Below are 25278 nucleotides of genomic sequence, written 5' to 3' on the forward strand. Positions count from 1 at the left end.
GTCGTCGCCCTGTTGGTGGATTGATGTACGAAGAACGGCGCTAAAGACGAGACTTGTCCGCTTCCCGACCAGAGCATTGCAAAAGCCGCCCGTCGCGGCAATGGGAATTGGCCGCGAAGGTCGCCCTTCGCATCTGCGTCGGGCGACCCGATATGATTGTCTCTATCAACCGTCATTCAATCTTGGCAGGCTCAAGCCGTGCGGAACATCTTCGCGCCCGACGGAGCGTTGGTCGCGCCACCGTCGACGGTGATTTCGATGGCCGTCACATTGGCGGAATCGTCGGAGGCGAAGTAGAGCGCGGCCCTGGCGATTTCGTCGGCTTCGCTCATGCGGCCGAGTGGGCTCAGGCCGCCGAAGCGCTGTTCCAACACATCCATGGCCTCGGGTGTCGCAGCGCGCGGGTTCCAGATCGGTGTCTTGGTCGCGCCGGGCGTGACCTGGTTGACGCGGATGCCGCGGGGCGCAAGTTCGGACGCGAGATTGCGGGTCATGGCGCGGACGGCGCCCTTGGTGCCTGCATAGGCCGAAGCGCCGGGAATGCCGAGCACGGCGTGGACCGAGCCGTTCAGGATCACGGAGCCGCCATCGTTCAGATGTGGCAGAGCGGCCTGCACGGTGAAGAAGACGCCGGTGAAATTGATGCGCACGATGGTTTCGAACTGCTCAAGCGTGGTCTTGCCGAGTGGGGTATCGCCGCCGATACCTGCATTGGCGAAGACGATGTCGAATTTCCCAAGCTTCTCCGCAGCCTCGGCGAACGCCTTTTCCATCGCTGGTATGTCTGTTGTGTCGGCCTGAAGCGCCAGCACGCCGCTGCCAAGTTCCTCGGCCGCCGTGGCCAACGTTTTCGCGTTGCGGCCTGTTATGGCGACCTTGGCGCCCTCGGCGAGGAAGAGGCGGGCTGTGGCAAGGCCGATACCGCTATTTCCACCAGTGATGATGGCAACCTTGTTCTTGAGACGCATGTTCGTAGCTCCTGTTGGCTTTTGTCACGATCTGGATTATGATCGTTATCTATAAGGATTATGATCGTAATCCATTTTGTCAAGCCGAGCACGAAAGGATTTTCGATGGGTCGTTCGCAACTGGAAAAACAGAAGACGCACGAACGCATCGTGACCCTTGCCGCCAAGCGTCTGCGTGAAGAAGGATTGGAAGGGATCGGCGTCGCCGACCTGATGAAGGAAGCGGGGCTTACGGTCGGCGGCTTCTACAAGCACTTCGCCTCCCGCGACGAACTCGTAGCGGAAGCCGTGGAATCGGCGGTTGGATCATGGCGACGGCAGCAGGAGGAAAAGGGGATTGATCCGACGAGCATCTCGCTCGACGAGTATGTCGATACCTATCTCAGCGAACGACACCGAGATCATTGCGGCGAGGGCTGCGCCTATGCGGCACTTACGGCCGATATGGCACGTAGCAGCGATGCAGTCCGCGCCGTGGCAACGGAAGGCTTGCAAAGGAATTTCGAGGCCATGACGGCGCGTATGCCAAAGCCGGAAACCGCCGACGCCAGACGGAAGGCAATCATCGCCTCTTGTCTCATGACTGGCGCGCTCGGTCTTGCGCGCGTGGCGAACGACGAGGCGCTCTCGAACGAAATTCTGGAGACGGTGAAGCAATTCGTTAAGGCGCTGCCACAGGCAGAATAGCAAAGCGGCCGGTTGGAGCCGGCCGCCTTTCGTTATCGGAATAATGCTGTCGATTAAGCGGCGAGAGCCAGCTCGGAAGCGCGGGCCTGAGCGGCGCCGATTGCCTTTTCGGCAGCTTCCGGGCCGAAGGCAACGCCTTCAACATAGACGGTCTCGACATCGGTGATGCCGATGAAGGCGAGAACCGACTTCAGGTAGGGAACGGCATGGTTCAGCGGGGCAGCCGGGCCTTCGGAGTAGACGCCGCCGGAAGCGAGCACGATATAGGCCTTCTTGCCGGTGGCCAGACCCTTCGGGCCGGTTTCGGTATAGGTGAAGGTGCGGCCGGCGCGAGCGATGTTGTCGATCCAGGTCTTCAGCGACGAGTAGATGTTGAAGTTGATGAGGCCGGTGCCGATGACCACGGTGTCGGCTGCCAGCAGCTCGTCGACGAGCGCGTCGGAAACCTTGACCAGTTCCTGCTGTTCGGGCGTACGGGCGTCGGCCGGCGTGCGGATGGCGGCGGTGAAGGGGCCGTCGATGTGCGGCAGGTTATCGGCAGCGAGGTCGCGCTTGACAAGCGTCTTGCCCGGATTGTTGGACTTGATCTTCTCGGCCAGTTCGGTGGCGATCTTGGTGGAGAGTGAGTCCGGACGCGGGCTGGAGGTCAGAAGCAGAATGGAGGACATATCCGTTTTCCTTTTCAATGAGTTGCTAAATCGGCTGGGAGAGTCCGATCGCCTTCGCATCAATAGATAAGTCTTCAGTGCTATCGAGAAAAACTGTGATAATATGGATTGGAATTATCGATAGAATGGATGGCAGATGCTCCCCAATCCCACCCTCGACCAATTGCAGGTCTTTCTGACCGTTGCGGAGTCAGGCAGTTTTTCGGCCGCTTCGCGTATGCTCAACCGTGCGCAATCGGTCATCAGCTACACGATCGCCAATCTGGAGGCTCAGCTCGAAATGCCTTTGTTCGAGCGGTCGGGCTCGCGCCAGCCGAAGCTGACGGACGAGGGCAGGGTGATGCTGGAGGATGCGCGCCGCATCCTTTCCGATCTCCAGGTGATGCGCGCCAGAGTGAAGGGCCTGAAGACGGGGCTTGAGGCGGAAGTGGCCGTCGCCATCAGCGTCATGGTGCCGGTGCACGCCACCGTCGACGTGCTGCGCGAATTCCGTGACCGTTTTCCCTACGTGTCTTTGCGGCTCGACACCGGCGAACTCGGCTCGATGATGGAACTCGTCTCCAGTGGCAAGTCGACGATCGGCATCGGCGGCTCTGTCGTGAAGCAGGATGATGCCCTGGTCATCGAACGCATCGGCCATTCCTTCATGATGCCGGTCGCGGCACCGACTCACCCGCTGGCGCAGATGGGAAGGCCGTTGACTTTGGCCGATGTGCGCGACGAGATCCAGCTCGTCGTTACTGACGCCTCGAGCCTGACGAATGGCAGGGATTTCAACGTCCTGTCCTACAAGGTCTGGCATGTGAGCGATATCGCTACCAAGCATCAGCTGATCCGCGGCGGTCTCGGATGGGGCGGCCTGCCGGCCTCGTTCATCATGGAAGATCTGCAGAAGGAGCGGCTGGTGCCTTTGGCGCTCGATGCCTATGACCAAAGCGAATATCCGCTCTATGCGGTGCGCAAGGTCGACAATCCTCCGGGGCCGGCTGCGGCCTGGATGATAGAGGCTTTCCGCTCGCGTCTGGCGCGATGCCCGAATCACGAGGATTTCAAATCCGCGGTCGAGATGTTCCATCCGGGAGACAAGCGTCTCGCCGCAGAATGAGGAAATCCTCTCCCCGAAACGGGGAGAGGACAATCGCGCCGGTGATTACAGCATTAGGCGGTAGTTGCGGAAGCCGTCCGCGCCTTCGCCGGCGTCTTCGATCTTCACGCTCTTGACCTGATCGAGGAAATCCTTGGCCTTCGGCGAGCTCTGGAACCGTGCCGTCGTGTCCGCCAGCGGCTTGAAGGTCCAGTTGCCGTCGGCGGTCGGGTTGATCGTGCCCTGATCGTGGACATAACGCACGATGACGTCGCGGTTGGTATCGGGCGCCTGGTAGACGACCTTGTCCGCCGCGATTTCCGGGAAATTGCCGCCGCCGCCGGCGCGGTAGTTGTTGGTGACGACCAGGAATTTCTGTGCGGGGTCGATCGGCTTGCCATTGAACTGCAGGTTCTGGATGCGGTTTGCGTCGGCATTCAGAACCTTGCCGTCATCGCCGAAGCGGCGCGGCTGCGACACGTCGATCTGGTAGGTGACGCCGTCGATCACGTCGAAATTGTAGGACGGGAAGCTGTTGTTGATGAGATCCGCATCCTTGGCGCCCGGCTGCACCTGGTTGAACATCGCAGCTGACATTTCCAGCCAGTTCTTGACCTGTGCGCCGTTGATGACGACGGCCTGCACTGTGTTCGGATAGAGGTAGAGGTCGGCGACGTTCTTGATGGCGATATTGCCGGCGGGAACATCCGTATAGTAATCGGCGCCGTTGCGGCCGCCGCACTTGAAGGGAGCCGCAGCCGAAAGAACCGGCAGGTCCTTGTACTGTGTCTCCTTCAGCATGTCCTTGATGTACCAGACCTGTGCCTGGCTGACGATCTGCACCGACGGATCGTCAGCGACCAGCGCGAAGTAGGAATAGAGCGGCGCAGACGTCTTGCCGACGGGCGTGCGCACATAGGTCAGCGTTGCCTCATGCTCGGCCTTTGCGGCTTCGACCACTTCCTTCTTGTCGGCGACATCTGCGACGACCTTCTTCTTGTCATCGCGGTGATAGATCGGCCGTGCTTCGGAGGTGAAGTCGACGATCTTCCAGCTCTTGCCGTCCTTTTCGAGCAGCAGGTCGATGAGGCCGAGATGCGAGCCCCAGAAGCCGGCCATGACGGCGGGCTTGCCGTGCAGCGTTCCCTTGACCGGATCGGCGTCCTTGATGCCGTCCCAGGTCTTCGGGCCGGGGAAGACGAGATGCTGGTGGCCGGTGAAGACGGCATCGATGCCATCGACCGCGGCAACGTAGAGCGAGGCGTTTTCCATCTTGTCGCTCGGGCCGCTGCCGTCGATGCCGGAATGCGAGAGGGCGATGATGATGTCGGCGCCTTCGGCCTTCATGACCGGAACCCAGGCCTTGGCGGCTTCGACGATATCGCGCGTCTGCGCCTTGCCTTCGAGGTTCTTGATGTCCCAAAGCATGATCTGCGGCGGCACGAAGCCGATGAAGCCGATCTTGATCGGGCTTTCATTGCCGGCGCCGTCCTTGATCGTCTTTTCGAGGATCAGATAGGGCTTGAAGAACAGGTCGTCCTTCGTCGGGTCGGAGGCCAGCTGGCCCTTGGTCAGGTTGGCGCAGACGAACGGGAAGTTCGCGCCGGCCAGCACCTTGAACATGAAGTCGAGGCCATAGTTGAATTCATGGTTGCCGAGCGTGCCGACGGAATAGCCGAGCGTGTTCATCGCCTTGATGACGGGATGGACGTCGCCGTCCTTCATGCCGTGCTGATAGGCCATGTAATCGCCCATCGGGTTGCCCTGCAGCACGTCGCCATTGTCGATCAGGAGCGAGTTGGTGGCTTCGGCGCGAATATTGTCGATGATCGTTGCCGTGCGCGTCAGGCCCATCGTATCATTCGGCTTGTCGGCATAGTAGTCATAGGGGAAGACGTTGACGTGGATATCAGTCGTTTCCATCAGGCGCAGATGTGCCTGGTTGCCGGCGGCACGGGCGGCGAAAGGATGCAGCACGATCAGCGCCGCCGTGGCACTGAGGCCTTGCAGCAGGGAACGGCGCGACATGCTGGGCAAATCCAGAATGGAAGACATAAGACACTCCTTCAACGATGGGGCTATAAGTCCGTCGATCATCTCTCAGGCGAGGGAGATTAGGACGATTTTTGAAGGTGTGCACCAGTAATGTGACAGGCTTATTGTGGATCGTAGCCGGCTTGCGCCAGCATGCCGTCAACGTTTGAGAACCGGCTTTATGTCCTTGTGGAAAAAGCGGAAATAGGATGCGACTTTTGCGGACGCATTGGAGGAGCGGTCGAACTCGATGCCGATGCGGCCGTTGTGAGCCCAGCGCACGAAACCGTCCAGCAGGCCGATATCGTCGCATTCGACGCGAACCTTGCTGCCCGCAGCGGCATAAAGCGGCGCTTGAAGATCGAGAGCGATGCCGCTTGTGGAAATATCGACGACACGGCCGGCGACGAGCTTGGTGAAATATCGAACCTGCCCCACCAGCCGGGCGTGATGGCGCGGCGTACCTCGTGTCTTGATTTTCAGATTGCCTTGAACGACAGATTTCGAAGAGAACTGCATGATGTTATCCCGGCTCGTACACCCTTTTCCGTTCCTCGATAGCATGTGTGCATTGAAAGATGTTTAGTGTAATCGTTAAAATTGTATCAGGGCGTTCCGAATCGGCACTGGAATCCGGTGGCTGATCGCGACCGGCAATATGGATATTGGGGTGCGGGATATGCGTATCGTTTCCTTGAATGCATGGGGCGGCCTGCTGCATGAGCCGCTGATGCGGTACCTGGTCGATGTTGATGCCGATGTTCTATGCTTGCAAGAGGTGGGACGCGCGCCTGGTTCGCAAGCCGATTGGCTGACCTATCGGGATCACGGCGTCGAACTTCAGCAGCGGGTCAATCTATTCGACGAGTTGCAGATTGCTTTGCCTGATCATGATGGTTTCTTTCTCCCGGTTGCCCGAGGGGATCTCTTCGATGGCGATCGACGGATTGCTTCCGAATTCGGGCTGGCAACCTTCGTCCGCAAGACTTATCCGATCATTGGCCAGGCGGCAGGCTTCGTCCACGGCGAATTCTCCGCCGATGGTTGGGGACCGCACCCGCGCTCGCGCAATGCCCATTGCATCCGCTTGTTCGACTACGAGCGTGGCTATCCCATCACCATCGCCCAAATGCATGGCCTTCGCGACATCGCGGGTAAGGGAGATACGTCGGCCCGGCGCCATCAGGCGAATGCGCTCGTCGAGATCATTCGCCAGGTTCTGCAGGAAGGCGACCGGCTGGTCGTCTGCGGCGATTTCAACGTGCTGCCGGATAGCGAAACCTTCGAAATTCTCGGTAGCCTGGGGCTTGCCGATCTCGTCACCTCACGGGGACATGACGACACGCGCACCTCTTACTACCGAAAGCAGCCGCGCTTTGCCGACTATATGCTGGTGACGCCTGACATCGAGGTTGTCGGTTTCGATCCTGTCGCCGAGCCCGAAGTTTCGGATCATCGCGCCTTGCTGTTGGACCTATGCTGAACGGCGTCAGAGGCCGACATTCGGCCGGTCGATGATTTCACGCAACGCAAAACTGGAATTGATCTTCACAACGTGGGGCAGGGCCGAGAGCCAGTCACGGTGGATGCGTTCGTAATCCTCGAGGTCCCGCGCCGCGACGCGCAAGATGTAATCATATTCCCCCGACATGAGGTAGCAGGAGAGTACGTTGGGGCAACGTTTCACCGCAGTCTCGAATTCGGATAGTGTCTTGGCGAACTGGCCGGATAAAGAGATGTGCACGAAGGCAATCATCTTATAATCAAGCGCCTTGTGCGAGAGATGCGCGTGATAGCCGTCGATGACGCCGCTTTTTTCTAGGATATCGAGCCGACGCGAGCAGGCCGAGGGGGAGAGGCCGACCTTCTCGGCCAGCTCGGCATTGGTGATCCTGGCATTCTGCTGCAGCATCCGCAGAATCGAATGATCTATGGCGTCGAGGTCAGACATTCGAAGAACTTTCGAAAAAACTCCTGTCTACGCAATAAATCACGAAAAATGACTGCAGTGCAAATCGTCTTTGCAAGGACATTGCGGGGCGGTGGTGGTCTGATTTCGGTTGGAGAAAATGAAAGACGCAAAAGCATTCGAGGAGGAATGAAATGCGCGTTGGCTGCCCCAAGGAAATCAAGAACCACGAATATCGCGTCGGCCTGACGCCGGCATCCGTTCGGGAATATGTCGCCCATGGCCACGAAGTCTGGGTGGAAACGAAGGCCGGTGCCGGCATCGGCGCCGATGATCATGCCTATGCAGCTGCAGGCGCCAAGATTGCCGCAAGTGCAAAGGACATCTTCGAGAAGTGCGACATGATAGTGAAGGTCAAGGAGCCGCAGCCTTCCGAATGGGCACAGCTTCGTGAGGGCCAGCTTCTCTACACCTATCTGCATCTCGCGCCCGATCCGGAACAGACCAAGGGCCTGCTGGCTTCCGGTGTGACCGCCGTCGCCTACGAGACCGTGACGGACGAGCGTGGTGGCCTGCCGCTTCTGGCGCCGATGTCCGAAGTCGCCGGTCGCCTGTCCATCCAGGCGGGTGCGACGGCTCTGCAGAAGGCCAATGGTGGCCTCGGCATCCTGCTTGGCGGCGTACCGGGCGTGCTGCCGGCCAAGGTGGCGATCATCGGCGGCGGTGTCGTCGGCCTGCATGCGGCCAAGATGGCAGCCGGCCTCGGCGCCGATGTCAGCATCCTCGATCGCTCGCTGCCGCGCCTGCGCCAGCTCGACGACATCTTCAACGGTCGCGTCCATACCCGCTATTCCAGCATCCAGGCGCTCGAAGAAGAAGTCTTCTCCGCCGATCTCGTCATCGGCGCCGTGCTGATCCCCGGTGCTGCCGCGCCGAAGCTGGTGACCCGCGAAATGCTCTCAGGCATGAAGACGGGCTCGGTCATTGTCGACGTCGCGATCGACCAGGGCGGCTGCTTCGAAACCTCGCACGCAACGACCCATTCCGATCCGACCTATGTGGTCGAAGGCGTCGTGCATTATTGCGTCGCCAATATGCCGGGCGCGGTTCCCGTGACCTCGGCACATGCGCTCAACAACGCCACGATCTATCACGGCCTCGCGCTCGCCGATCGCGGCCTGCGCGCCATCGCGGAAGACAAGCACCTCCGCAATGGCCTCAATGTCCACAAGGGCCGCATCACCAACCGGCCGGTGGCCGAAGCGCTCGGCTATGAGGCCGTTGCGCCGGAAAGCATTCTGAACGTCGCGTAAAGCCGATCGCGCGTACGTCAGATGGAGACGCCGGCATCCGCGTATGCCGGCGCTCCTATTTTGTCGATCCGGCATTGATAGCAGTTGTTGCGCGCCGAGCGGACATGGACATAGGCGATGTCGGGACGCTCAAGCAGCGAGGCCGCATAGACCGCAATATCGTCGGTCGGCGTTACGGCACCGGTTCCGTAGACGATGCGGTCGTTCCTGCCATAGCCACGCACGATGAAGTCCCGGCTGCTTGCCAGTACAGGCGGCAGGATCTCTTCCGCCTCGTAGCGCCGGCACGGCGTCTTGTGCAGGAAGATCGGCCCTGTTTCCGCATAGGGCTGCAATTCCGGGAAGGGCCGATAGGCAAAGACGAATAGCGCCTGGCCGGCATCGATGTTGCGCAGGCAATGGCGGCAGGGATGGCCCGGACCATCGGAAATCATGGTCTCCGGCTGGTGACCGTAGGCATCCGCACCACCGTTCCACAAAGTTTCGGCGTCGGGGGTGGGCATGGCTGCAAAGGCGATGGAAGGCATGGCAAAGCTCCTTTCGAGATTTGCCATGTGATGCTCCGGAGCGAGGCGCGAAGCCACCCGATTCCTGCAGCTATGGCGCCCCTAGCCCTTCTTGGCGAGCTCGAGCAGTTCCTTGTCGCTCAGCGGCCTGACGATGCCTTCGCCGGTTGAGATCGGCGAAAAGCCGAACATCTGGTAGAGCTGCAACGCCCGTGGATGATCGAGATTGTTTGTCGTCGTGATGATCCGTTGCGGGTTCAGCGTCCATATGGCGTAGAGCGACTGCAGCAGGAACCATTTGCCGATGCCGAGGCCGAGCGCGTTTTCGATGAGGCCGAAATGGCTGAGCTCGATCGTCTCCTCGTCCTGGCGGAAATATTCGAAGAACCCGCCCGGCGCGCCATTGACGTAAAGCACACTGATATCGTTGCGCTGGTCGTGAAGGACTGCGGTCAATTGCTCGTCGGAGAGGCGCAGGCGCTCCACCCAGTGCCAGCGGGCACCGACCTGACGATAGAGATAGCGATAGAAGGGCAGCGGAATACCAGGCGCCCGCATGATCGCTGTCTGGATATTGACCGGCACGGGCAGGCTTGCCTTGGGTGGCGCGGTCATTTCCAGACGGGTGATGTGGACTTTGATCGACGAGGGCGTCTTCACGGCGGCGATGCTCAAGCTTGACCGGTGACGATAGGCGTATCCGCCCGGCTGCCCCATTCCGACCAGGAGCCGTCATAGAGCTTGTTATTGCCATGGCCGAGGGATTCGAGCGCCAGCGTGATGATGGCGGCGGTAATGCCGGACCCGCAGGTCGTCACCACGGGCTTGTCGAGATCGATGCCGGCCTTCTCGATCGTTTCGCGCAGTTCCGGCAGCGATTTGAACTTGCCGTTCACGGCGAAGACGCCTGATGGCAGGCTTCTGGCTCCCGGCATGTGGCCGGAGCGCATACCTTCGCGCGGTTCCGGCTCTGTCGCTGCGAAACGACCGCCGCTGCGGGCATCGGCAATCTGCAGGGCACGGCTGTCGACGATACCGCGCATCTCGTCGAGCGAAACGACGCGGCTGCCGTTGAAGCTGGGCTTGAAGGTTGCGGGCGCAAAGGCAGGCAGCGCCGTCTCCAGCGGCCGCCCTTCGGCCTTCCAGCCATCCAGACCACCGTCGAGCACGAAGACGTTCGGCGCGCCCATGACGATATGGAACAGCCACCAGACGCGCGGCGAGGCGAACAGGCCCGGGCCGTCATAGATGACGATGCGATCGGTCTCGCTGATGCCGAGCTTGCCGACCTCGGCCGCGAAGAATTCGGGCGAGGGGACCATATGCGGCAGGCTGGTCGAGTGATCTGATATCTTGTCCTGATCGAAGCGGATCGCGCCCGGAATATGGCCGCTGGCATATTCTGCATCGGCATCGCGCTTCTGCGCCGGCAGATAGAAGGATGCGTCGAGGATGCGCAGGTCCTTGGCGCCCAGCTCGCCTTGCAGCCAGTCGGCGGATACGACGAAACGGCTCTTGTCCGCTGCCATGATGATCACTCCCTGCTATAGTTTATTGGTCTTGATATCGAGATATAGGCGCTTGCCCGGTCAATTCTCGTCGGTCGGTGCGCCGAAACGAATGCGGAAGCGGCGGTTTTCCTTGCCCTTCTTCTCGATCTTGGCGATGTGGATCGCGCCGACTTCCTGCGTCTCCGACACATGCGTGCCGCCACAGGGCTGGCTGTCGATGGCCGAATCCTCGCCGATACAGACTAGGCTGACACGGCCGAGGCCCATCGGCGGGCGTACATTCTTGGATTTGACGATGCCGGGATTGGCAACCAGCTCCTCGTCGGTGATCCAGCGGAGGAAAACGGGATGGTTCTCGTTGACGAGCGCCATCATCCTCGCCGTCACCTCGTCCTTGTCGATGGTTTCGCTCATGTCGAAATCGACGCGGCTTTCATCCTCGCCGACTGCCGCACCCGTGATCGGAAAGGGGCAGACCACCGAGAGCAGATGGCAAGCGGTATGCATGCGCATCAGTCTGTAGCGCCGCGCCCAGTCGATATGAAGCACCAGCTTCTCGCCGACGATGGGCAGTGGTTCACCCTCGAGCGGCACATGGATGATGATATCCTTGATCGGACCATGCTTGGTCTGGCCGAGTGCAATCCTGGAGCCGTCACCGCGCTCCAGGAAACCCGTGTCGCCTGGCTGGCCGCCTGAGGTGGCGTAGAAGCAGGTCTGGTCGAGTTCTATGCCCCCGTCTTCGTGAATTGCGGTGACGACCGCTTCGGCCGTCGAGAGATAGAAATCATCACGATAGAGGGCATTGACGGTCATATGATCACGCTGTTGCTTCGTATGGGACGGCAATATCCGCCCGCTTTTCCAAATAGGCCGGCAGCGGCAGGCCCTTCGACTTCAGGAAGTCGGGATTGAAGAGCTTGGACTGATAGCGATTGCCGTAATCGCACAGGATGGTCACGATCGTATGTCCGGGACCGAGATCCCGAGCCAGGCGAACCGCGCCGGCGATGTTGATGGCTGTGGAACCACCCAGGCACAAGCCCTCATGCTCGACGAGGTCGAAGACGTAGGGAAGTGCTTCGGCATCGGTGATCTGATAGGCGAAATCGGGCGTGAAGCCTTCCAGATTGGCCGTGATGCGGCCCTGACCGATGCCCTCGGTGATTGAGGAGCCGGAGGATTTGAGCTCGCCGTTCCTGTAGAATTCATAGAGGGCGGCGCCTTCCGGATCGGCAATGCCGATCTTGATATCCTTGTTGAAGGCATGCAGGCCCATGGCAACGCCCGCCAGCGTGCCGCCGGAGCCGACCGAGCAGATGAAACCGTCAATCTTGCCATTGGTATCGGCCCAGATTTCCTTGGCTGTCGTTTCGATATGGGCCTGACGGTTGGCGACGTTGTCGAACTGGTTCGCCCAGATCGCGCCGTTCGGCTCGGTCTTGGCCAGCTGTTCGGCAAGCCGACCCGATACCTTCACATAGTTGTTCGGGTTCTTGTAAGGGACGGCCGGAACTTCCACCAGTTCGGCACCGAGCAGCTTCAGCGCGTCCTTCTTTTCCTGGCTCTGGGTCTCCGGAATGACGATGACGGTGCGATAGCCGAGCGCCTTGGCAACCAGCGTCAGACCGATGCCGGTATTGCCGGCCGTTCCTTCGACGATGACGCCGCCAGGTCTCAGCAGTCCCTTCTTCTCGGCATCGCGGATGATGTAGAGCGCGGCGCGATCCTTGACCGATTGGCCCGGATTCAAAAACTCGGCCTTGCCAAGAATGGTCGAGCCCGTCGCCTCGGAGGCGCCCTTGAGCTTGATCAACGGCGTATTGCCAATTGCTTCGAGGACGGAGGGATGGACGGTCATGGAATCTGCCTTCTGTTCGCAACTACTGTAAGAACGGTCTTTTCCCTTCACAAGGCTGCATAGGCAAGAAATTCTGTTCCTCGCTCCTTGTTCGCGCCGCAAAATTCGACTTGGCGGCAATCATTGACCGAGGTTTTCCAAATAGCACATCAGTCCCTAATCGGTGACATCGATTTCCGCTTCGAGCCACCAAGCTGGCCGAAAGCGGCCACAATGATACGCTATTTCTAAAATGCCACGGGCGGTCGCGGTTTGAGCGTTTGATACAGGCGACCGCCAGCCAAGGAGAAGAGCCATGAGCCCGTTCATCGCACGTCCTGAACACGGAGTCGTCTGGATTACCGGCGCGAGTTCCGGGATTGGCCGCGCGCTCGCGCTGAAGCTGGCCGAAGAAGGATACAAGGTCGCCGTTACGGCACGCAGCCACGACAAGCTTCTGGCGCTGCAGGCAGAGGCCAGCGCGCTTGCCGGCAACATCGTCGTACTCGATGGCGATGTGGCCGATACCGAGGATATGGAGCATACGGTTGCCGCAATCGAATATCAGCACGGCCCTATCGCTCTGGCGGTTCTGAACGCCGGCATCTATTTGCCGGCACGGGGCGAGGATCTCAATCACGAAGTGTTCGAGCGCAGTTTTGCCGTCAATCTTCATGGTGTTGTCAATTGTCTCGTTCCGGCGGTGCGGCATATGCGGGCGAGGGGATATGGTCAGGTTGCCCTCGTATCCTCCGTGGCCGGTTATGGCGGTTTGCCCGGCGGCGCGGCCTACGGCGCTAGCAAGGCTGCGCTGATCAACATGGCCGAAAGCCTGAATTTCGAGCTCGACCGCATGGGCATTCACATCCAGCTCGTCACCCCCGGCTATGTCGACACGCCGTTGACGGCGCAGAACAAGTTCGACATGCCTGATATCGTGTCGGCACAGCAGGCGGCGGATGCGATCGCTGCCGGATTGAAATCTCCATCTTTCGACATCAGCTTCCCGAAGGGCCTGGTCTATCGGGCGAAGCTGTTGAAATTTCTGCCCTACAGCCTCTATTTCAAGGTGCTCAAATACTTTCTCGGGAGCGGCAATAAGCGCCGGTCGGTCGGGCCGCGTATAACCGCACATCCGGCCGAATAGCGCCTATCCATCATCTTTAAGCGATGCGTGCGCAGCGAGCGCGCGCTGCCGCGCCATGACATGATCGACGATTGGCCGTGGATAGTGCTTGCCGAGCTCTATGCCAGCGCGCATGAGCACGTCATCGGGTGAGTCGAACGGCCGATGGATATATTTGCTGTCGAGCTTGGAGAGCTCCGGCACGAAGGTCCTGACATAGCCGCCATCCGGATCGAATTTCTCGCCTTGCAGCACCGGATTGAAGATGCGGAAGAAGGGCGAGGCATCGGCGCCGGAGCCCGCAACCCACTGCCAGTTTGCCGTATTGGCGGCCGGATCGGCATCGACGAGCGTATCGCGAAACCAGGCTTCGCCTTCGCGCCAGTCGATCAGCAGATCCTTGATCAGGAAGGAGGCGGTGATCATGCGGACGCGATTGTGCATCCAGCCATGGCGCCAAAGCTGCCGCATGCCGGCATCGACGATCGGATAGCCGGTTTGCCCGCGCTGCCAGCTTATCAGCAGCCTGGTATCGGAAAGCCACGGAAAATCGTCGTAACGGTCGTTCCAATTGGCCGTTCTGAGCTTCGGGAAATGGAAGAGCTGATGGTAGCAGAATTCACGCCAGACAAGCTCCTTGCGGAAGCGAATGGTATCGTCCGTCGGGATCTTGCCGGCCAGTCCGCGCGTCGCATGCCAGATGCGGGCAGGTGAAATTTCTCCAAGCGCCAGATGCGGCGAGAGCAGGGAGGTTGCCGGCTTGTTTGGAAAATCGCGATCGACCGCATAGTCGTTGATCGCATAGTCGATGAAGTCCTCCAGCCTCTCAAGAGCTGCAGCTTCGCCCGGCTTCCACATATTCGGAAACTCGGATGCCCAGTTCGGCTTTGTGGGTAGTAGCGACCAGGCATCGAGCGTATCCGATTTCGGCCAATGGCTGGGGGCGAGAAGCTTTTCGGGCGCCTCGACTGGAAACGGCGGTTCGCCGGAATGCTCGAATGCGCGCCAGAACGGCGTGTAGGTCTTGTAGTGGTTGCCGGTGCCGGTGCGCAAGCGTGTCGGCTCATGCAGCAGCTGGCCGGCAAAGCTTTTGGCTTCGATGCCGTTGTCCCGCAGTACCTTCTTGATCTGCATGTCCACCGCTATGCCGGCCGGATCGTAGCGCCGGTTCCAGGCGATGGCCCCGGCGCCAGTCTCCGCAATAAGTTTTTCGAGCACGGCCAGCGCATCGCCTTGTCGAAGGATGAGCCTGCTGTTCAGTGCGCCGAGAGCCTTTTGCAACGCAGCCAGCGAATGATGCAACCACCATTCTTGCGCGCCGCCCAGCGGCCCGTTACCATCCCCTTCCGGCTCGCGAACATAGATCGGAATGATCGGACGGCCCGATGTTGCGGCAGCTTGCAGGGCGTGATTGTCGTCGAGGCGCAGGTCCTTGCGAAACCACAGCAGGATGGGATTGGGCTCTGTCTTCGATGTCGTCATGGTCGCTGTCGATCGCCTATCCTTCGTTTCTTTCACATTCCTTGCCTCCGCCGAAACCAATATACGGCACCGGCAGCAAGATGGTTCCACCACCGCGCGTTTTATAAGGGAATCCTACACGCAACTCTCGTGAGGAAATCTGGATGCCGTTTGTGATATAAGGCGTGCTTGTCACTGTTCTGTAATGCAAATTCGCTAGCAGTCCACCCGATTGACAGGCCCAGGATTGACAGGCGGGGAAGATTAAAATGGCGGAAATCCGCATCGAACAAGTTCGCAAGGCCTATGGACGAAATCCAGTCGTTCATGGCGTCGACCTGAATTTCCGCTCAGGCGAATTTGTCGTGATCCTTGGACCTTCAGGCTGTGGCAAGTCCACGCTATTGCGCATGATTGCCGGCCTTGAGGACATCACCTCGGGTGAGATCATCATCGATGGCAAGGTGGTCAACCAGCTCGAGCCGCGCGAGCGTGGCTGTGCTATGGTTTTCCAGAACTATGCGCTCTATCCGCACATGGATGTTGCCGCCAACATGGGCTACGCGCTGAAGGTCGCCGGCGTGCCGCGCGAGGAGCGCGATCGCCGCATCAAGGAAACCGCCAAGATCGTCGGCCTTGAAGATTTCCTCGCCCGCAAGCCGGCCGAGCTTTCCGGCGGCCAGCGCCAGCGCGTCGCCATGGGCCGCGCCATCATCCGCGAGCCGAAGGTCTTCCTGTTCGACGAGCCGCTCTCCAACCTCGATGCCAAGCTGCGCGTGCAGATGCGCGTCGAAATCCGCCGCCTGCACAAGCGCCTATCGGCCACCTCGGTCTTCGTGACCCACGATCAGGTCGAGGCCATGACTCTCGCCGACAAGCTTGTCGTCATGTACAAGGGCAATGTCGAGCAGGTCGGCACGCCGCTCGAGGTCTACAACACGCCGCGCACCCGCTTCGTCGGCTCCTTCATCGGCTCGCCGGCCATGAACTTCCTGGAAGGCACTTTTGCTGCCAATGGCGAGCAATTCATCTTCGACGGCATTCCGATTGCCATCGACGCCAATATCGGCAAGCGCCATGCCGGCCAGCCCGTTGCTCTCGGCATCCGTCCGGAACATGCACGTCTCGTTCCTGCCGGCACGCCGGGCGCAATCCCGGCAACGGTCGATTTTGTCGAAGAACTCGGTGCCGGCCGCGTCATCCATTGCGACATCAACGGCTCGAGCTTCGCAGTCGCGGTCGCCGACCACACGACCGGCCAGACCGGCCAATCTGTTGCGCTTGAGCTGCCGCAGCAGCACACGCATCTCTTTGCCCAGGATACCGGGCTGCGGCTCGACGCCGTCGCCTCCGTCACACCGCTCAAGGTGCTGGCGAGCTGATTTCAAACATAACTTTTCAGTAGGTGTGCCCGGAAGTTTTCCCGACTTCCGGGCTTTTTTTATGCCGGGCCTGAACTGAACGCGGCAGAGGTCCGGCTTAAACCAATCGGCAGATCATTTCGCGCATTCGAAATTCCCAGCCTTGCTCGGATCGGTCGCGCCGGATTTGTACTTCGGATAGGACGGATATTCGCACATGGGCCGCGTGCGACCGGCGCCATCCTTGCCGGCATCGCTGACGATTAGGTTCTCCGGTGCTTTCCCATTTTCAGCCCAGTTCTCCAACGCCGTCAGCGGATCCCAGGCGGCGATGAACTTGCCGCTGCCGTGGCCGAATCCGGGCACGAGGTAGAAGCGCATGAAGCTGTGGACGTTATCCGCCCCCATCGTTTTGACGACGCGCTCATAATAGGAAACCGTATTGTAGGGCGAGATCGCGAAATCGATGGTGCCATGCATCAGCAACATCTTGCCGCCGCGTTTCTCGAAGGCGGAGAGGTCTGCGCTGTTTGCATCGATCAGCTTGGAAACCTGCGCAACCCGCTTGGCATATTTCGTCGGATCGAACGTTATCGAGTCGAATTTCGGATCCCGCACGACCGCATAACGGATCATTGGATCGGCAAGGACGGCCAGGCCGAAATTGGCGAAGGGTGTCGGCGGTGTCGTCAGATCAGGCGATGAACCGAAACTCCAGAGACCGTAGAGATCGCCGCCCTGAAAAATCGGCCAGCGGGCGAAGCCATCGACGCCACCCTCCAGCCTGACCGGAGACTTGTAAGGCGTATTGATCGTCTTCAGCACGGCGATCTGCGCATCCGAAAGGCAGGCATTGCCCTCATCCTTGCCGCTTGCGCAACGAAGGTCCTCGACCTTGAAGGTCGCATCGCACGCTGCCGTATTCGAAATGAGACCGTCTTCGACGCCGTCGAGCTTGTCGCACGCCTTGGCGACAGCCGTGTTGAGCAACTCCACTTTCGCAGGGCTCAGATAGGCGCCGCTCTTGTAGAAAGCCTTTGCAAGATAATTGCCGGAAAGCTGCAGGGCCGAGAAAGGGTTGGCGGGATGAGTGACGATGGCGCCGTCATAGTCGGCCGGCCAGCGCTGGATCGCGATCAGGGATTCATGCCCGCCTTGCGAATTGCCCTGAATATAGCTCTTCCGCGGCTTTCTGCCGTAATAGCCTTCGACCACGGCCATGGTGACGTCATGGGTCTTCTTGATCTGGAGACCACCGAAATTGGCCAGCGCCTCGTCGTTCAGAAGGAACTTACCGTCAAGCACGGAAGGAGACTGGTGGCCGCTGTCGCTGCCGAAGGTCACGTAGCCGCGCTGCAGTGGCGTCTTGACGGCGTCCGATCCGAAGGAGACGTTCTTGACCGCCTCGATCAGGGTTCCGTCATAGCCTCCGCCGCCGTACTGGATGATCTTGTCGTTCCAGGTCAGCGGCAGGTTGATTTGGAAATTGATATTGGGCGCCTTGGGGTCGATTGGCTCGATGCCGCCGAGCACCTTGCAGAAGCCGCCCCCGGCAGACTGATCACCTTTGACGAGATCGGCGGAATAGACGACGCCGCGACGGGCCGGCTCGGCGATCTTTTCGGGCGAGATCAACATTCCGCGCAGAGCTATGCAGTGCGCTTCTTCCGGCGTCGGCATGTCTTGAGCAGCACCGATGCCCGCGCTCAGCAAAAACACTGCATTTGCTATCGTCAAATGCCACAGTTTCATTCCATCCTCCTCCTTGCAATTTTGAAATGCTCGCGCGGTTGGACTTGTCGCCCCAAAGAGTTCCTGGGTTCGCTCCCGAAATTTGCGCATGCGGCATCGCTTCGTCACGGATGTCGGCTCCGCCTCAGCGGAGCGAAGCGAGATCACGGCGAAAAACATGCGGCTAAGGGAAGCTTGACGACTCCTCCAATCGGCCTCTCCATCCGATTGCGTGAGTGAAAAATGCAGGGAACGACGGAGCGTCACAATGCATTTTTCAAGCAATAAATTGCACTAATCGAACATCGGCGGATGCGCCAGATATCGCCCCTGGGCGAGAGGCCGGAGCCTTTGCGATGTTGCGGTCAGATCATTCGGTGGGAGTTCGGCCGCGGTAAAATGCTGGCGGCGGGTGTGTTCGCACGGGTGCGAGCAATCGGGCTGGCAATCGGCCAGCTCGGACCAGCGGCATTGTTTCGGGGATTGGGTGAGGGCCATAAGCCCAGCGCCAAAACGGGTCGTCGGCGGCTCCCCTGTCGGAAACTGTCGCGCCCGCAAGCGGACGCGACGGATGATCGTATCACTTCTCGGTCGAGATGAGGCCGCGAACGAACCAGCGCTGCATCAGCACGACGACGAGAAGCGGCGGCAGCATGACGACAAGCGTGCCTGCCATGGCGATGTGCCATTCCGGAAGGCCGCCGACGTTCGGGATGAGCGACTTGAGCTCGTGCACGGCCGTCACGTGCGCAGGATCGGTCGTGACCAGCAGTGGCCACAGATACTGGTTCCAGGCCCATAGGAACATGATGGTGCCGAGTGCGGCCATGTTGGTGCGTGACAGCGGCAGCAGGATATCGATGAAGAAGCGCAGTGCTCCGGCGCCGTCCATGCGGGCAGCCTCGGTCAACTCGTCCGGGATCGTCAGGAAGAACTGACGATAGAGGAAGGTGCCTGTCGCCGTCGCGATCAATGGCAGGATCAAGCCGAGCGAGGAGTTGAGCAGCCCGAAACTCAGCGCGACCTCGACGCCCGTAAGCTTTTCGATAAGCCAGGTGATACCGGTAATGTCGAGAATCCCCTGGAAGGGCGACAGAACGTTTGCCGCGACCGCATAGGTCGGCACGATACGCACTTCGAGCGGCAGCATCAGCGTGATGAAAATCAGCCAGAAGATGAAGTGACGGCCGGGATAACGGAAATAGACCAGCGAAAAGGCCGTTATCGCCGAAATGATCACCTTTCCTGCCGCCACGCCGCTGGCAAAGATCAGGCTGTTCAGCAGCTTGGGGCCGAGATTGGCGGTTGTCCAGGCCGTCTGCATGTTGACCCAGAAATCCGAGCCGGGGATCAGCGACATGGGCACCTTATTGACGTCGGCGATATTGTGGGACGCGGCGATGGCAACGATGATGATCGGTCCGACTGCGACTACGAAGCCAATAAACAGGATCAGGTGGGTGAAGAAATTGAGAATGGGTGTGCGCTCGACCATGTCAGCCTCAACGGTAATGTACGCGCTTCTCGATGAAGCGGAACTGGAAGACGGTGAGCACGATGATCAGCAGCATCAGAATGATGCTCTGCGCTGCCGCGCCGGAAAAATCGAGTCCTTTGAAGCCGTCGGAATAGATCTTGTAGACCATGAGATTGGTCGAGTTGTGCGGGCCGCCTGATGTCATGATGTCGACGATGCCGAAGGAATCCTGAAAACTCTCGGTGATGTTGATGACGAGCAGGAAGAAGATGGTTGGCGTGATCAACGGGAACTGGACGTCCCAGAAGCGACGGAGCACGCTAGAGCCGTCCATGGCGGCCGCTTCGATCAACGAACGAGGAATTGCCTGGAAAGCCGCCAGGAAGAAGATGAAGCTGTAGGCGATATATTTCCACGAGAAGGCGGCGATGATGCAAGCCATCGCGGCGTTGCCGTCGAGGCCCGGGTCCCAGATTCCAGGCCACCATTGATTGACCACGGCGATGAGGCCGGCTTCCGGCGCCAGAATGAAGCGGAAGGCCATCGCCGCCGCGGGAGCTGCGATGCCATAGGGCCAGATCAGGACTACGCGGTAGAGTTTCGAACCGCGCAGCTGCCGATCGGTCAGCGCTGCGAGTATGAGCCCGCCCATCATGGAAATGCCGGTGCTGATCGCTGCGAAGGTGATGCTGATCGTGACCGAGTTCCAGTAGTCCGCATTGGCAATAATGGATTTGAAATTATCGAGGCCGACCCAGATATTGCCGCCGCCCCAGGGCTGCTGCAGCGTCACCGACCAGAAGACCGCCTGACCGGCCGGCCAATAGAAAAAGGTGAAGATAAGGAGCAGCTGCGGCACTGCGAACAGGATGCCGACGCTCCACTTGTTGAAAGTTATACGCTTTTCCATTGTCTCTTCCGGCTTGGGGGCCTGATGCCACGCCTGCTCTCATAACGAACGTCCGCCGGGAAAATCTCGGCGGACGCTGTTTGCTACGAGTTCTGCCGATTACGGCAGCTGCTTGCCCTTGTAGGTGGCTTCGAAACGCTCGAGGACAGCATCGCCGTTCTTGACGAGGTTGTCGATGCCTTCCTGGACGCTGACCTTGTTGGCGAAGATGGCCTGCATCTGGTTGCCGAATTCAGCGCGGATCTGCGTGAAGCTGCCAAGGCGAACGCCGCGGGTGATCGGGGTCGGCTCGGAAGCGGTCAAGCTGGCGATAGCGACTTCGCGGCCCTTGAAGGGAGCCTTGTCATAGAAGCCGGAGGACTTCATGAATTCGAAGCCGGACTTCGTGACCGGGATGTAACCGGTGTTGGTCGACCAGAAGAGAGCGGTTTCCGGCTTGGCGATGAAGTTCAGGAACGCAGCAGCGCCCTTATACTCGTCAGCCGACTTGCCGGAGAGAACCCAGAGCGACGCGCCGCCAACGAGCGAATTCTTGCGCTCGGTGCCAGCGTATACCGGAAGTTCGGCAACATCCCAGTTCATGCCAGCCTTCTGGGTCTTGGTGACCGAACCATGGTCACCGACCGAGGTCATGATCATCTGGCAGTCGCCCGAAGCGAAGGCCTGAACCATGTCCTGACCGAGGTCCTTGGACTTGATCTTGACGAGGCCCTGGTCGTACCAGCTCTTGAGGTCCGTTACGTACTTGACGAACTTGGTCTTGTTGACCGTCAGACGAGCGTCGAGGCCATCATAACCGTTGTTCTTCGTGGCAACCGGCTGGTCGTGGATGGCAGAAAACTGCTCCATGAGCTGCCAGCTTTCGTTGCCGGAGATGTTGATTGCCATCGGGCAATCATAGCCGGCGCCCTTGAGCGCCTTCATGTCTTCGGCAGCTTCTTCCCAGGTCTTCGGAGCGGCAGTCTTGCCGATCTTCGCGAAGGCGTCCTTGTTCCAGTAGAGCAGGGCGGTCGAAGAGTTGAAGGGGAAGGAAAGCAGTTCACCTTTGGAGGTGGCGTAATAGCGGGCGATTCCCGGGAAATAGTCGTCCCACTTAACCTTGTAGCCATTTTCGGCCATCAGCTTGTTGACCGGATAGTAGGCGCCCGAAAGCATCATGGTCGCGGTGCCGACGTCATAGACCTGAACGATTGTAGGCTGCTTGCCAGCGCGGAAGGCGGCAATCGTGTTCTGCAGAGCGGCGTCGTAGTTGCCCTGGCTGACGCAGGAAACTTCATAATCCTTCTGGGAGTCGTTGAAGTTCTTGCACATGGTCTCAACGACGCGCTGCAGGTCGCCCGACAGGCCGAACCAGAAATCGAACTTGACCGGAGCAGCGGCAGCCGGCATGGCGAGCGCTACGCTCATGACACCGGCTGTTGCAGCCGAAATGAGGTTTTTAAGTTTAGACATAATCCCTATTTCCTTTTTGAAAGCTCGGAACCGGTGGTCTTGCGCAAGTCCGCGGTAGCGCGGGTTATAGACAAGCTGTGTGACAGTTTGTTGAGGGCAAGAATCCCGCATTGGCGGGCTTTTTCACAGGGCCAGCGGCTTTGCAGAGAAGCGCTCCTTGCAGGATCGTGCATTTGAGATTTTGCTAATCAAGAGATGTGGGCCGCACGCATTCGCCCATAGATTGTTGGTCGCCTAAAAAGACGCGACGGTCTTCCTTGCCTGTGCACGGAACGGTGTTGCAAGATTGCTGGCGGGAAGTTCGGATGGCATTGGAGGAATGAGAATATGGGTCTCAGCGAGCGGCAGAAAATGGCGGCGGGAGAGTGGTACTGCTGTTTCGATCCGGAACTCGACGCCTTGCGCTGGCAGGCGCGCGAGGCTGTGCATGCGCACAACACAATGCCGCCCTCCCAACGCGGCAATCTCGCGCCGGCCCTGTCCGCGCTCTTTGCCGACATCGGCGAGAGCGTCTTCGTAGAGGCGCCGTTTCACTGCTCCTATGGTATCAATATCTCGCTCGGCCGCCGGGTCTATATGAATGCTGGCTGTACGATCCTCGACAGCGCTAGCGTCCGCATCGGCGACGGCAGCATGCTGGGGCCGGGCGTCCATATCTATTGCGCCGAACATCACAAGGACGCCGAATTACGCGGAGCGGGTCTGGAAGTCGCACGGCCAGTAACGATCGGCAGAAGCGTCTGGATCGGCGGCGGCGTGATCCTTGTGGGCGGCGTGTCGGTGGGGGACGGCGCGATCATCGGCGCCGGTGCAGTCGTCACCAGAGATGTTGCCGCCGGTGCGACGGTCGTCGGCAATCCGGCTCGTCCCGTTCACGCAGGATAGGGGGAGGGCTTAAAGCATGTCGCGTAAAATCAAAGACCAAAAGCGCGAGAAGCGAATTTGAATGATCGCGACGCGCTTCAGTTTGCTGGGCGGCGCTTTCGCGTCCACCATACGGCAAAGCGTCGTCGCCAGCGGCGAACCATCGGCATGTCGTGCGAGAGCACGATGAAGCCCAATGGCAGCATCCAGAAGCCGAGCACTGGCAGAAAGCCAAGCAGTCCGCCAAATATGAGGGCTATTCCCACGCCGACGCGGGCAAGACGCGATCGGGGCAAGGGAATTCTCACGGAGCCAAAAACCAGCTCCCGGGTCGAGGGATCAATGCCAAAACGGCGGGTTTTCCGGCCATTCCGATCGGCATTTGCTGTCGTTTCGCTTTGATCGGTCATCCACAGGAAATGGTGGCGCGAGGAAATAATGCAAGAGAATGCGATTTTTTTGAAAAAACCGCTTGGCAAATCGGGAAAGCATTTGTATTACCCCGCTCACACCGCGCCAAGCGCATTCCCTGGTAGCTCAGCGGTAGAGCATTCGACTGTTAATCGACAGGTCGCCGGTTCGAATCCGGCCCGGGGAGCCACTCTTCTTCTACAGAACTGTTCATATGTCGGCGCTTACGCGCCTGACGACTTGGCCCTGTATCCGCTGTTCTGAAGCTCGATGAACGCCGACGGGCTTATACCAGCGCATTTTTGCAGTTTTATTGCACATGCCTCGGGACATTGATTCCGGCCGGAGCCCGCTCCGTTCGCCGGCCGCATCTTCGTTGACCTCGCTTTCTCATTCGTGCCAGATTGCCGCCGCTTGTCAGCCAGACGCGAAAGCCGGCTGGGCGATCGGGGGTATGAGCCAGATGCGGCGCATTGGGGGATGAAATGGCTGAGAATACGAGCTTTCATCGAGGAGTGGCGCTGGGGTGGCTTCTGAGCGCAATCGTGATTCTTGCGTTGGCGGCCGATGCGGCCGTTGATCTGTTTGCACCGTCATTGGTCGGCGCACAGATGGAGGAGACGGGCTTTCCCGCCGGTCTGGCAACACCAGTTGGCCTAATCATCCTCGTCTGCGTCGTTCTTTACGCAATTCCGCGCACCGCAGTCCTTGGAACGATCCTCACGACCGGTTTCTTCGGCGGCGCTATTTGCGCCCATTTTCGTCTCGCGGAAATCGGGTCTCCGTCACAACTTATAAGTTTGTTGCTCGGCGTCATCGCATGGGGCGGTCTCTATCTTCGTGACGAACGTGTAAGACGCTTGCTGCCCTTCGTTCGCTGAGCGGCTGAAAATCGACGCATAGCTCACTCAGACTTTTGCGATGCAATAACAATATCTTGCGCTGCACATCGCCTCGACTGTCATCGCGGTTGGTAGCGGGCTAATAAGAGTGTGCCAACGCGACACATCGATGGTTTTCGACGTTTCGTAACGGCGGTTCTCGAGCGGATATATGTGGTATTTCCGGAAAAAATAGTTCAAGGTATGGTTGCTCTCACGAATGTGAGAACATGTTCATGTGTCGTTAATGCGACGCGGCGCATGAACATATATGCGCGATCCGCGCAGCATAGTCCCCCAATGCTTTAGAGGTTCGACATGAAAAATCTGATTCTTGCTTCTGCAGTAGCCGTGGCATCGGTTTTTGCCGTCAGCGTGCCGTCTGAGGCCGCCCCGATGCATCATCGTCATTACCACCATCATCATCACTGCTACATGAAGAAGGTGAAGCACAGGGTTCACGGCCGCTGGGTCGTCCGCAGAGTGCGCGTCTGCCGTTAATCGGGAGACATCCGGAACTGGCGCAAGTTCCGTTACAAGATTAGTCGGCCGCTGCCAGTCTCTCCGGCAGCGGCCTTATTGTTTCACTGGTGTTTGAAGGGCCGAACCGGCGCATGCAATCGCCGGCGTCGACGGGCATGGCAGCGCGCCGCCATGCCACAGTGTGGGCGTCACGGACGAATTTCGAATATTACACCGCCATGACGCCGATGATGATAGCGACGGTCGTCCCGCCATCTGTCATCCGAATGGCGCCGCTCCCAGCGCCGCTCGCGCCAATGGCGGTGATCACGATCGCGATCACGCCAATAAGTCCGGCGGTCGTCATACGGATATCTGCGTGTTCCCTGTTCCTGCACCAGGATGATATTGGAAGCCGTCGTCGATGATGGGCTGGCGAGCGGCACGGCCGCTGCGGGCAGGGTGGCGGACAGCACCGCGCCTACGGCCAGCGCGGCGGTCAAAGCGAACGAAGCCAGATGTTTCAAGGTGGTAACTCCTATATTCAGTCACGTCCCTTTTCATGGCTAAACGCCACGGTAGCGACTAGGTTCCCCTTTTCGTTGATTGGAGATCCTTGCGG

General features: G+C 59.4%; 26 protein-coding genes and 1 tRNA gene. 10 read left to right on the top strand and 17 right to left on the bottom strand.

From position 1 onward, the window contains the following. Positions 1-191 precede the first annotated feature (191 nt). Positions 192-968, bottom strand: coding sequence for an SDR family oxidoreductase (locus tag ABOK31_RS05910; RefSeq protein WP_349958142.1), 777 nt, complete (start codon positions 966-968; stop codon positions 192-194). A gap of 105 nt (positions 969-1073) precedes the next feature. Between ABOK31_RS05910 and ABOK31_RS05915 the strand changes: the two genes are divergently transcribed. Then, entirely contained in the window at positions 1074-1655 is a 582-nt protein-coding gene (locus tag ABOK31_RS05915; protein ID WP_349958144.1) for a TetR/AcrR family transcriptional regulator, read from the top strand. A 53-nt stretch (positions 1656-1708) separates the two neighbouring features. Here the strand turns inward: ABOK31_RS05915 and ABOK31_RS05920 are convergent, their stop codons facing one another. Further along, positions 1709-2323, bottom strand: coding sequence for an FMN-dependent NADH-azoreductase (locus ABOK31_RS05920; protein ID WP_174174521.1), 615 nt, complete (start codon positions 2321-2323; stop codon positions 1709-1711). Positions 2324-2459: 136 nt separating this feature from the next. On the opposite strand from ABOK31_RS05920, the gene ABOK31_RS05925 reads away from it, so the two are divergent. Then, complete coding sequence (locus tag ABOK31_RS05925) at positions 2460-3428, top strand: LysR family transcriptional regulator (protein ID WP_174174523.1); 969 nt, start codon at positions 2460-2462, stop codon at positions 3426-3428. A gap of 45 nt (positions 3429-3473) precedes the next feature. Here the strand turns inward: ABOK31_RS05925 and ABOK31_RS05930 are convergent, their stop codons facing one another. Then, positions 3474-5462 (bottom strand): bifunctional 2',3'-cyclic-nucleotide 2'-phosphodiesterase/3'-nucleotidase, encoded by a 1989-nt coding sequence (locus ABOK31_RS05930; RefSeq protein WP_349958146.1) that lies wholly within the window; start codon positions 5460-5462, stop codon positions 3474-3476. A 138-nt stretch (positions 5463-5600) separates the two neighbouring features. Continuing rightward, entirely contained in the window at positions 5601-5960 is a 360-nt protein-coding gene (locus tag ABOK31_RS05935) for a PilZ domain-containing protein (protein ID WP_174174527.1), read from the bottom strand. A 160-nt stretch (positions 5961-6120) separates the two neighbouring features. Here ABOK31_RS05935 and ABOK31_RS05940 point away from each other — a divergent pair, with 160 nt between their 5' ends. Continuing rightward, a complete protein-coding gene (locus tag ABOK31_RS05940) occupies positions 6121-6924 on the top strand; it encodes an endonuclease/exonuclease/phosphatase family protein (RefSeq protein WP_349958148.1) in 804 nt (267 codons plus the stop codon). 6 nt (positions 6925-6930) lie between these two features. On the opposite strand, the gene ABOK31_RS05945 is transcribed toward ABOK31_RS05940, so the two are convergent. Next, complete coding sequence (locus tag ABOK31_RS05945; protein WP_075852386.1) at positions 6931-7392, bottom strand: Lrp/AsnC family transcriptional regulator; 462 nt, start codon at positions 7390-7392, stop codon at positions 6931-6933. 152 nt (positions 7393-7544) lie between these two features. Between ABOK31_RS05945 and ald the strand changes: the two genes are divergently transcribed. Continuing rightward, entirely contained in the window at positions 7545-8663 is a 1119-nt protein-coding gene (gene ald, locus ABOK31_RS05950; protein WP_174174531.1) for an alanine dehydrogenase, read from the top strand. A gap of 17 nt (positions 8664-8680) precedes the next feature. On the opposite strand, the gene ABOK31_RS05955 is transcribed toward ald, so the two are convergent. The 5 genes from ABOK31_RS05955 to ABOK31_RS05975 form a co-directional block, all read right to left on the bottom strand. Beyond that, positions 8681-9190: a DUF1203 domain-containing protein gene (locus ABOK31_RS05955; protein ID WP_174175021.1), complete on the bottom strand. Its 510-nt coding sequence runs from the start codon at positions 9188-9190 to the stop codon at positions 8681-8683. Between the two features lie 81 nt (positions 9191-9271). Beyond that, positions 9272-9886, bottom strand: a complete 615-nt coding sequence (locus ABOK31_RS05960; RefSeq protein WP_174174534.1) for a GNAT family N-acetyltransferase — start codon at positions 9884-9886, stop codon at positions 9272-9274. Continuing rightward, a complete protein-coding gene (sseA, locus tag ABOK31_RS05965; protein ID WP_174174536.1) occupies positions 9841-10698 on the bottom strand; it encodes a 3-mercaptopyruvate sulfurtransferase in 858 nt (285 codons plus the stop codon). Before sseA ends, ABOK31_RS05960 begins: the two co-directional genes overlap by 46 nt. A gap of 60 nt (positions 10699-10758) precedes the next feature. After that, complete coding sequence (locus tag ABOK31_RS05970) at positions 10759-11496, bottom strand: alanyl-tRNA editing protein (protein ID WP_349958149.1); 738 nt, start codon at positions 11494-11496, stop codon at positions 10759-10761. Between the two features lie 4 nt (positions 11497-11500). Continuing rightward, on the bottom strand, positions 11501-12541 hold the full coding sequence (locus ABOK31_RS05975; protein WP_349958150.1) for a cysteine synthase A: 1041 nt from the start codon (positions 12539-12541) through the stop codon (positions 11501-11503). A 295-nt stretch (positions 12542-12836) separates the two neighbouring features. Here ABOK31_RS05975 and ABOK31_RS05980 point away from each other — a divergent pair, with 295 nt between their 5' ends. Further along, complete coding sequence (locus tag ABOK31_RS05980) at positions 12837-13667, top strand: SDR family NAD(P)-dependent oxidoreductase (protein ID WP_349958151.1); 831 nt, start codon at positions 12837-12839, stop codon at positions 13665-13667. A gap of 3 nt (positions 13668-13670) precedes the next feature. Here the strand turns inward: ABOK31_RS05980 and ABOK31_RS05985 are convergent, their stop codons facing one another. Beyond that, on the bottom strand, positions 13671-15128 hold the full coding sequence (locus tag ABOK31_RS05985; RefSeq protein ID WP_349958152.1) for a deoxyribodipyrimidine photo-lyase: 1458 nt from the start codon (positions 15126-15128) through the stop codon (positions 13671-13673). A gap of 248 nt (positions 15129-15376) precedes the next feature. On the opposite strand from ABOK31_RS05985, the gene ABOK31_RS05990 reads away from it, so the two are divergent. Next, on the top strand, positions 15377-16489 hold the full coding sequence (locus tag ABOK31_RS05990) for a sn-glycerol-3-phosphate import ATP-binding protein UgpC (protein WP_174174546.1): 1113 nt from the start codon (positions 15377-15379) through the stop codon (positions 16487-16489). A gap of 114 nt (positions 16490-16603) precedes the next feature. Here the strand turns inward: ABOK31_RS05990 and ABOK31_RS05995 are convergent, their stop codons facing one another. From ABOK31_RS05995 to ABOK31_RS06010, 4 genes are all read right to left on the bottom strand, one after another. Then, positions 16604-18220, bottom strand: coding sequence for a tannase/feruloyl esterase family alpha/beta hydrolase (locus tag ABOK31_RS05995; RefSeq protein WP_349958153.1), 1617 nt, complete (start codon positions 18218-18220; stop codon positions 16604-16606). Between the two features lie 559 nt (positions 18221-18779). Next, on the bottom strand, positions 18780-19694 hold the full coding sequence (locus ABOK31_RS06000) for an ABC transporter permease subunit (RefSeq protein WP_349958154.1): 915 nt from the start codon (positions 19692-19694) through the stop codon (positions 18780-18782). Positions 19695-19701: 7 nt separating this feature from the next. Then, the gene (locus tag ABOK31_RS06005; RefSeq protein ID WP_349958155.1) at positions 19702-20586 is read right to left on the bottom strand and encodes an ABC transporter permease subunit; all 885 of its coding nucleotides are present in this window, start codon (positions 20584-20586) and stop codon (positions 19702-19704) included. A gap of 99 nt (positions 20587-20685) precedes the next feature. Further along, positions 20686-22038, bottom strand: coding sequence for an extracellular solute-binding protein (locus ABOK31_RS06010; RefSeq protein ID WP_113345483.1), 1353 nt, complete (start codon positions 22036-22038; stop codon positions 20686-20688). 327 nt (positions 22039-22365) lie between these two features. Here ABOK31_RS06010 and ABOK31_RS06015 point away from each other — a divergent pair, with 327 nt between their 5' ends. Continuing rightward, positions 22366-22923 (top strand): sugar O-acetyltransferase, encoded by a 558-nt coding sequence (locus ABOK31_RS06015; RefSeq protein ID WP_174174552.1) that lies wholly within the window; start codon positions 22366-22368, stop codon positions 22921-22923. Between the two features lie 77 nt (positions 22924-23000). Here ABOK31_RS06015 and ABOK31_RS06020 read toward each other — a convergent pair whose 3' ends face one another. Further along, entirely contained in the window at positions 23001-23312 is a 312-nt protein-coding gene (locus ABOK31_RS06020) for a hypothetical protein (RefSeq protein WP_106997669.1), read from the bottom strand. Positions 23313-23428: 116 nt separating this feature from the next. Between ABOK31_RS06020 and ABOK31_RS06025 the strand changes: the two genes are divergently transcribed. The 3 genes from ABOK31_RS06025 to ABOK31_RS06035 all read left to right on the top strand — a co-directional run bounded on the left by ABOK31_RS06025 (position 23429) and on the right by ABOK31_RS06035 (position 24695). Continuing rightward, positions 23429-23503: transfer RNA gene (locus ABOK31_RS06025), tRNA-Asn, on the top strand. Positions 23504-23798: 295 nt separating this feature from the next. Next, the gene (locus tag ABOK31_RS06030; RefSeq protein WP_349958156.1) at positions 23799-24194 is read left to right on the top strand and encodes a DoxX family protein; all 396 of its coding nucleotides are present in this window, start codon (positions 23799-23801) and stop codon (positions 24192-24194) included. Between the two features lie 318 nt (positions 24195-24512). Beyond that, positions 24513-24695 carry a hypothetical protein gene (locus ABOK31_RS06035; RefSeq protein WP_174174555.1) on the top strand — a complete coding sequence of 61 codons (183 nt, stop codon included), beginning with the start codon at positions 24513-24515 and terminating at the stop codon, positions 24693-24695. 170 nt (positions 24696-24865) lie between these two features. Here the strand turns inward: ABOK31_RS06035 and ABOK31_RS06040 are convergent, their stop codons facing one another. Continuing rightward, complete coding sequence (locus tag ABOK31_RS06040) at positions 24866-25183, bottom strand: hypothetical protein (RefSeq protein ID WP_349958157.1); 318 nt, start codon at positions 25181-25183, stop codon at positions 24866-24868. Positions 25184-25278 lie beyond the last annotated feature (95 nt).

Origin of the sequence: Rhizobium sp. ZPR4 (assembly GCF_040215725.1) — a bacterium.
Taxonomy (GTDB): Bacteria; Pseudomonadota; Alphaproteobacteria; order Rhizobiales; family Rhizobiaceae; genus Rhizobium; species Rhizobium rhizogenes_D.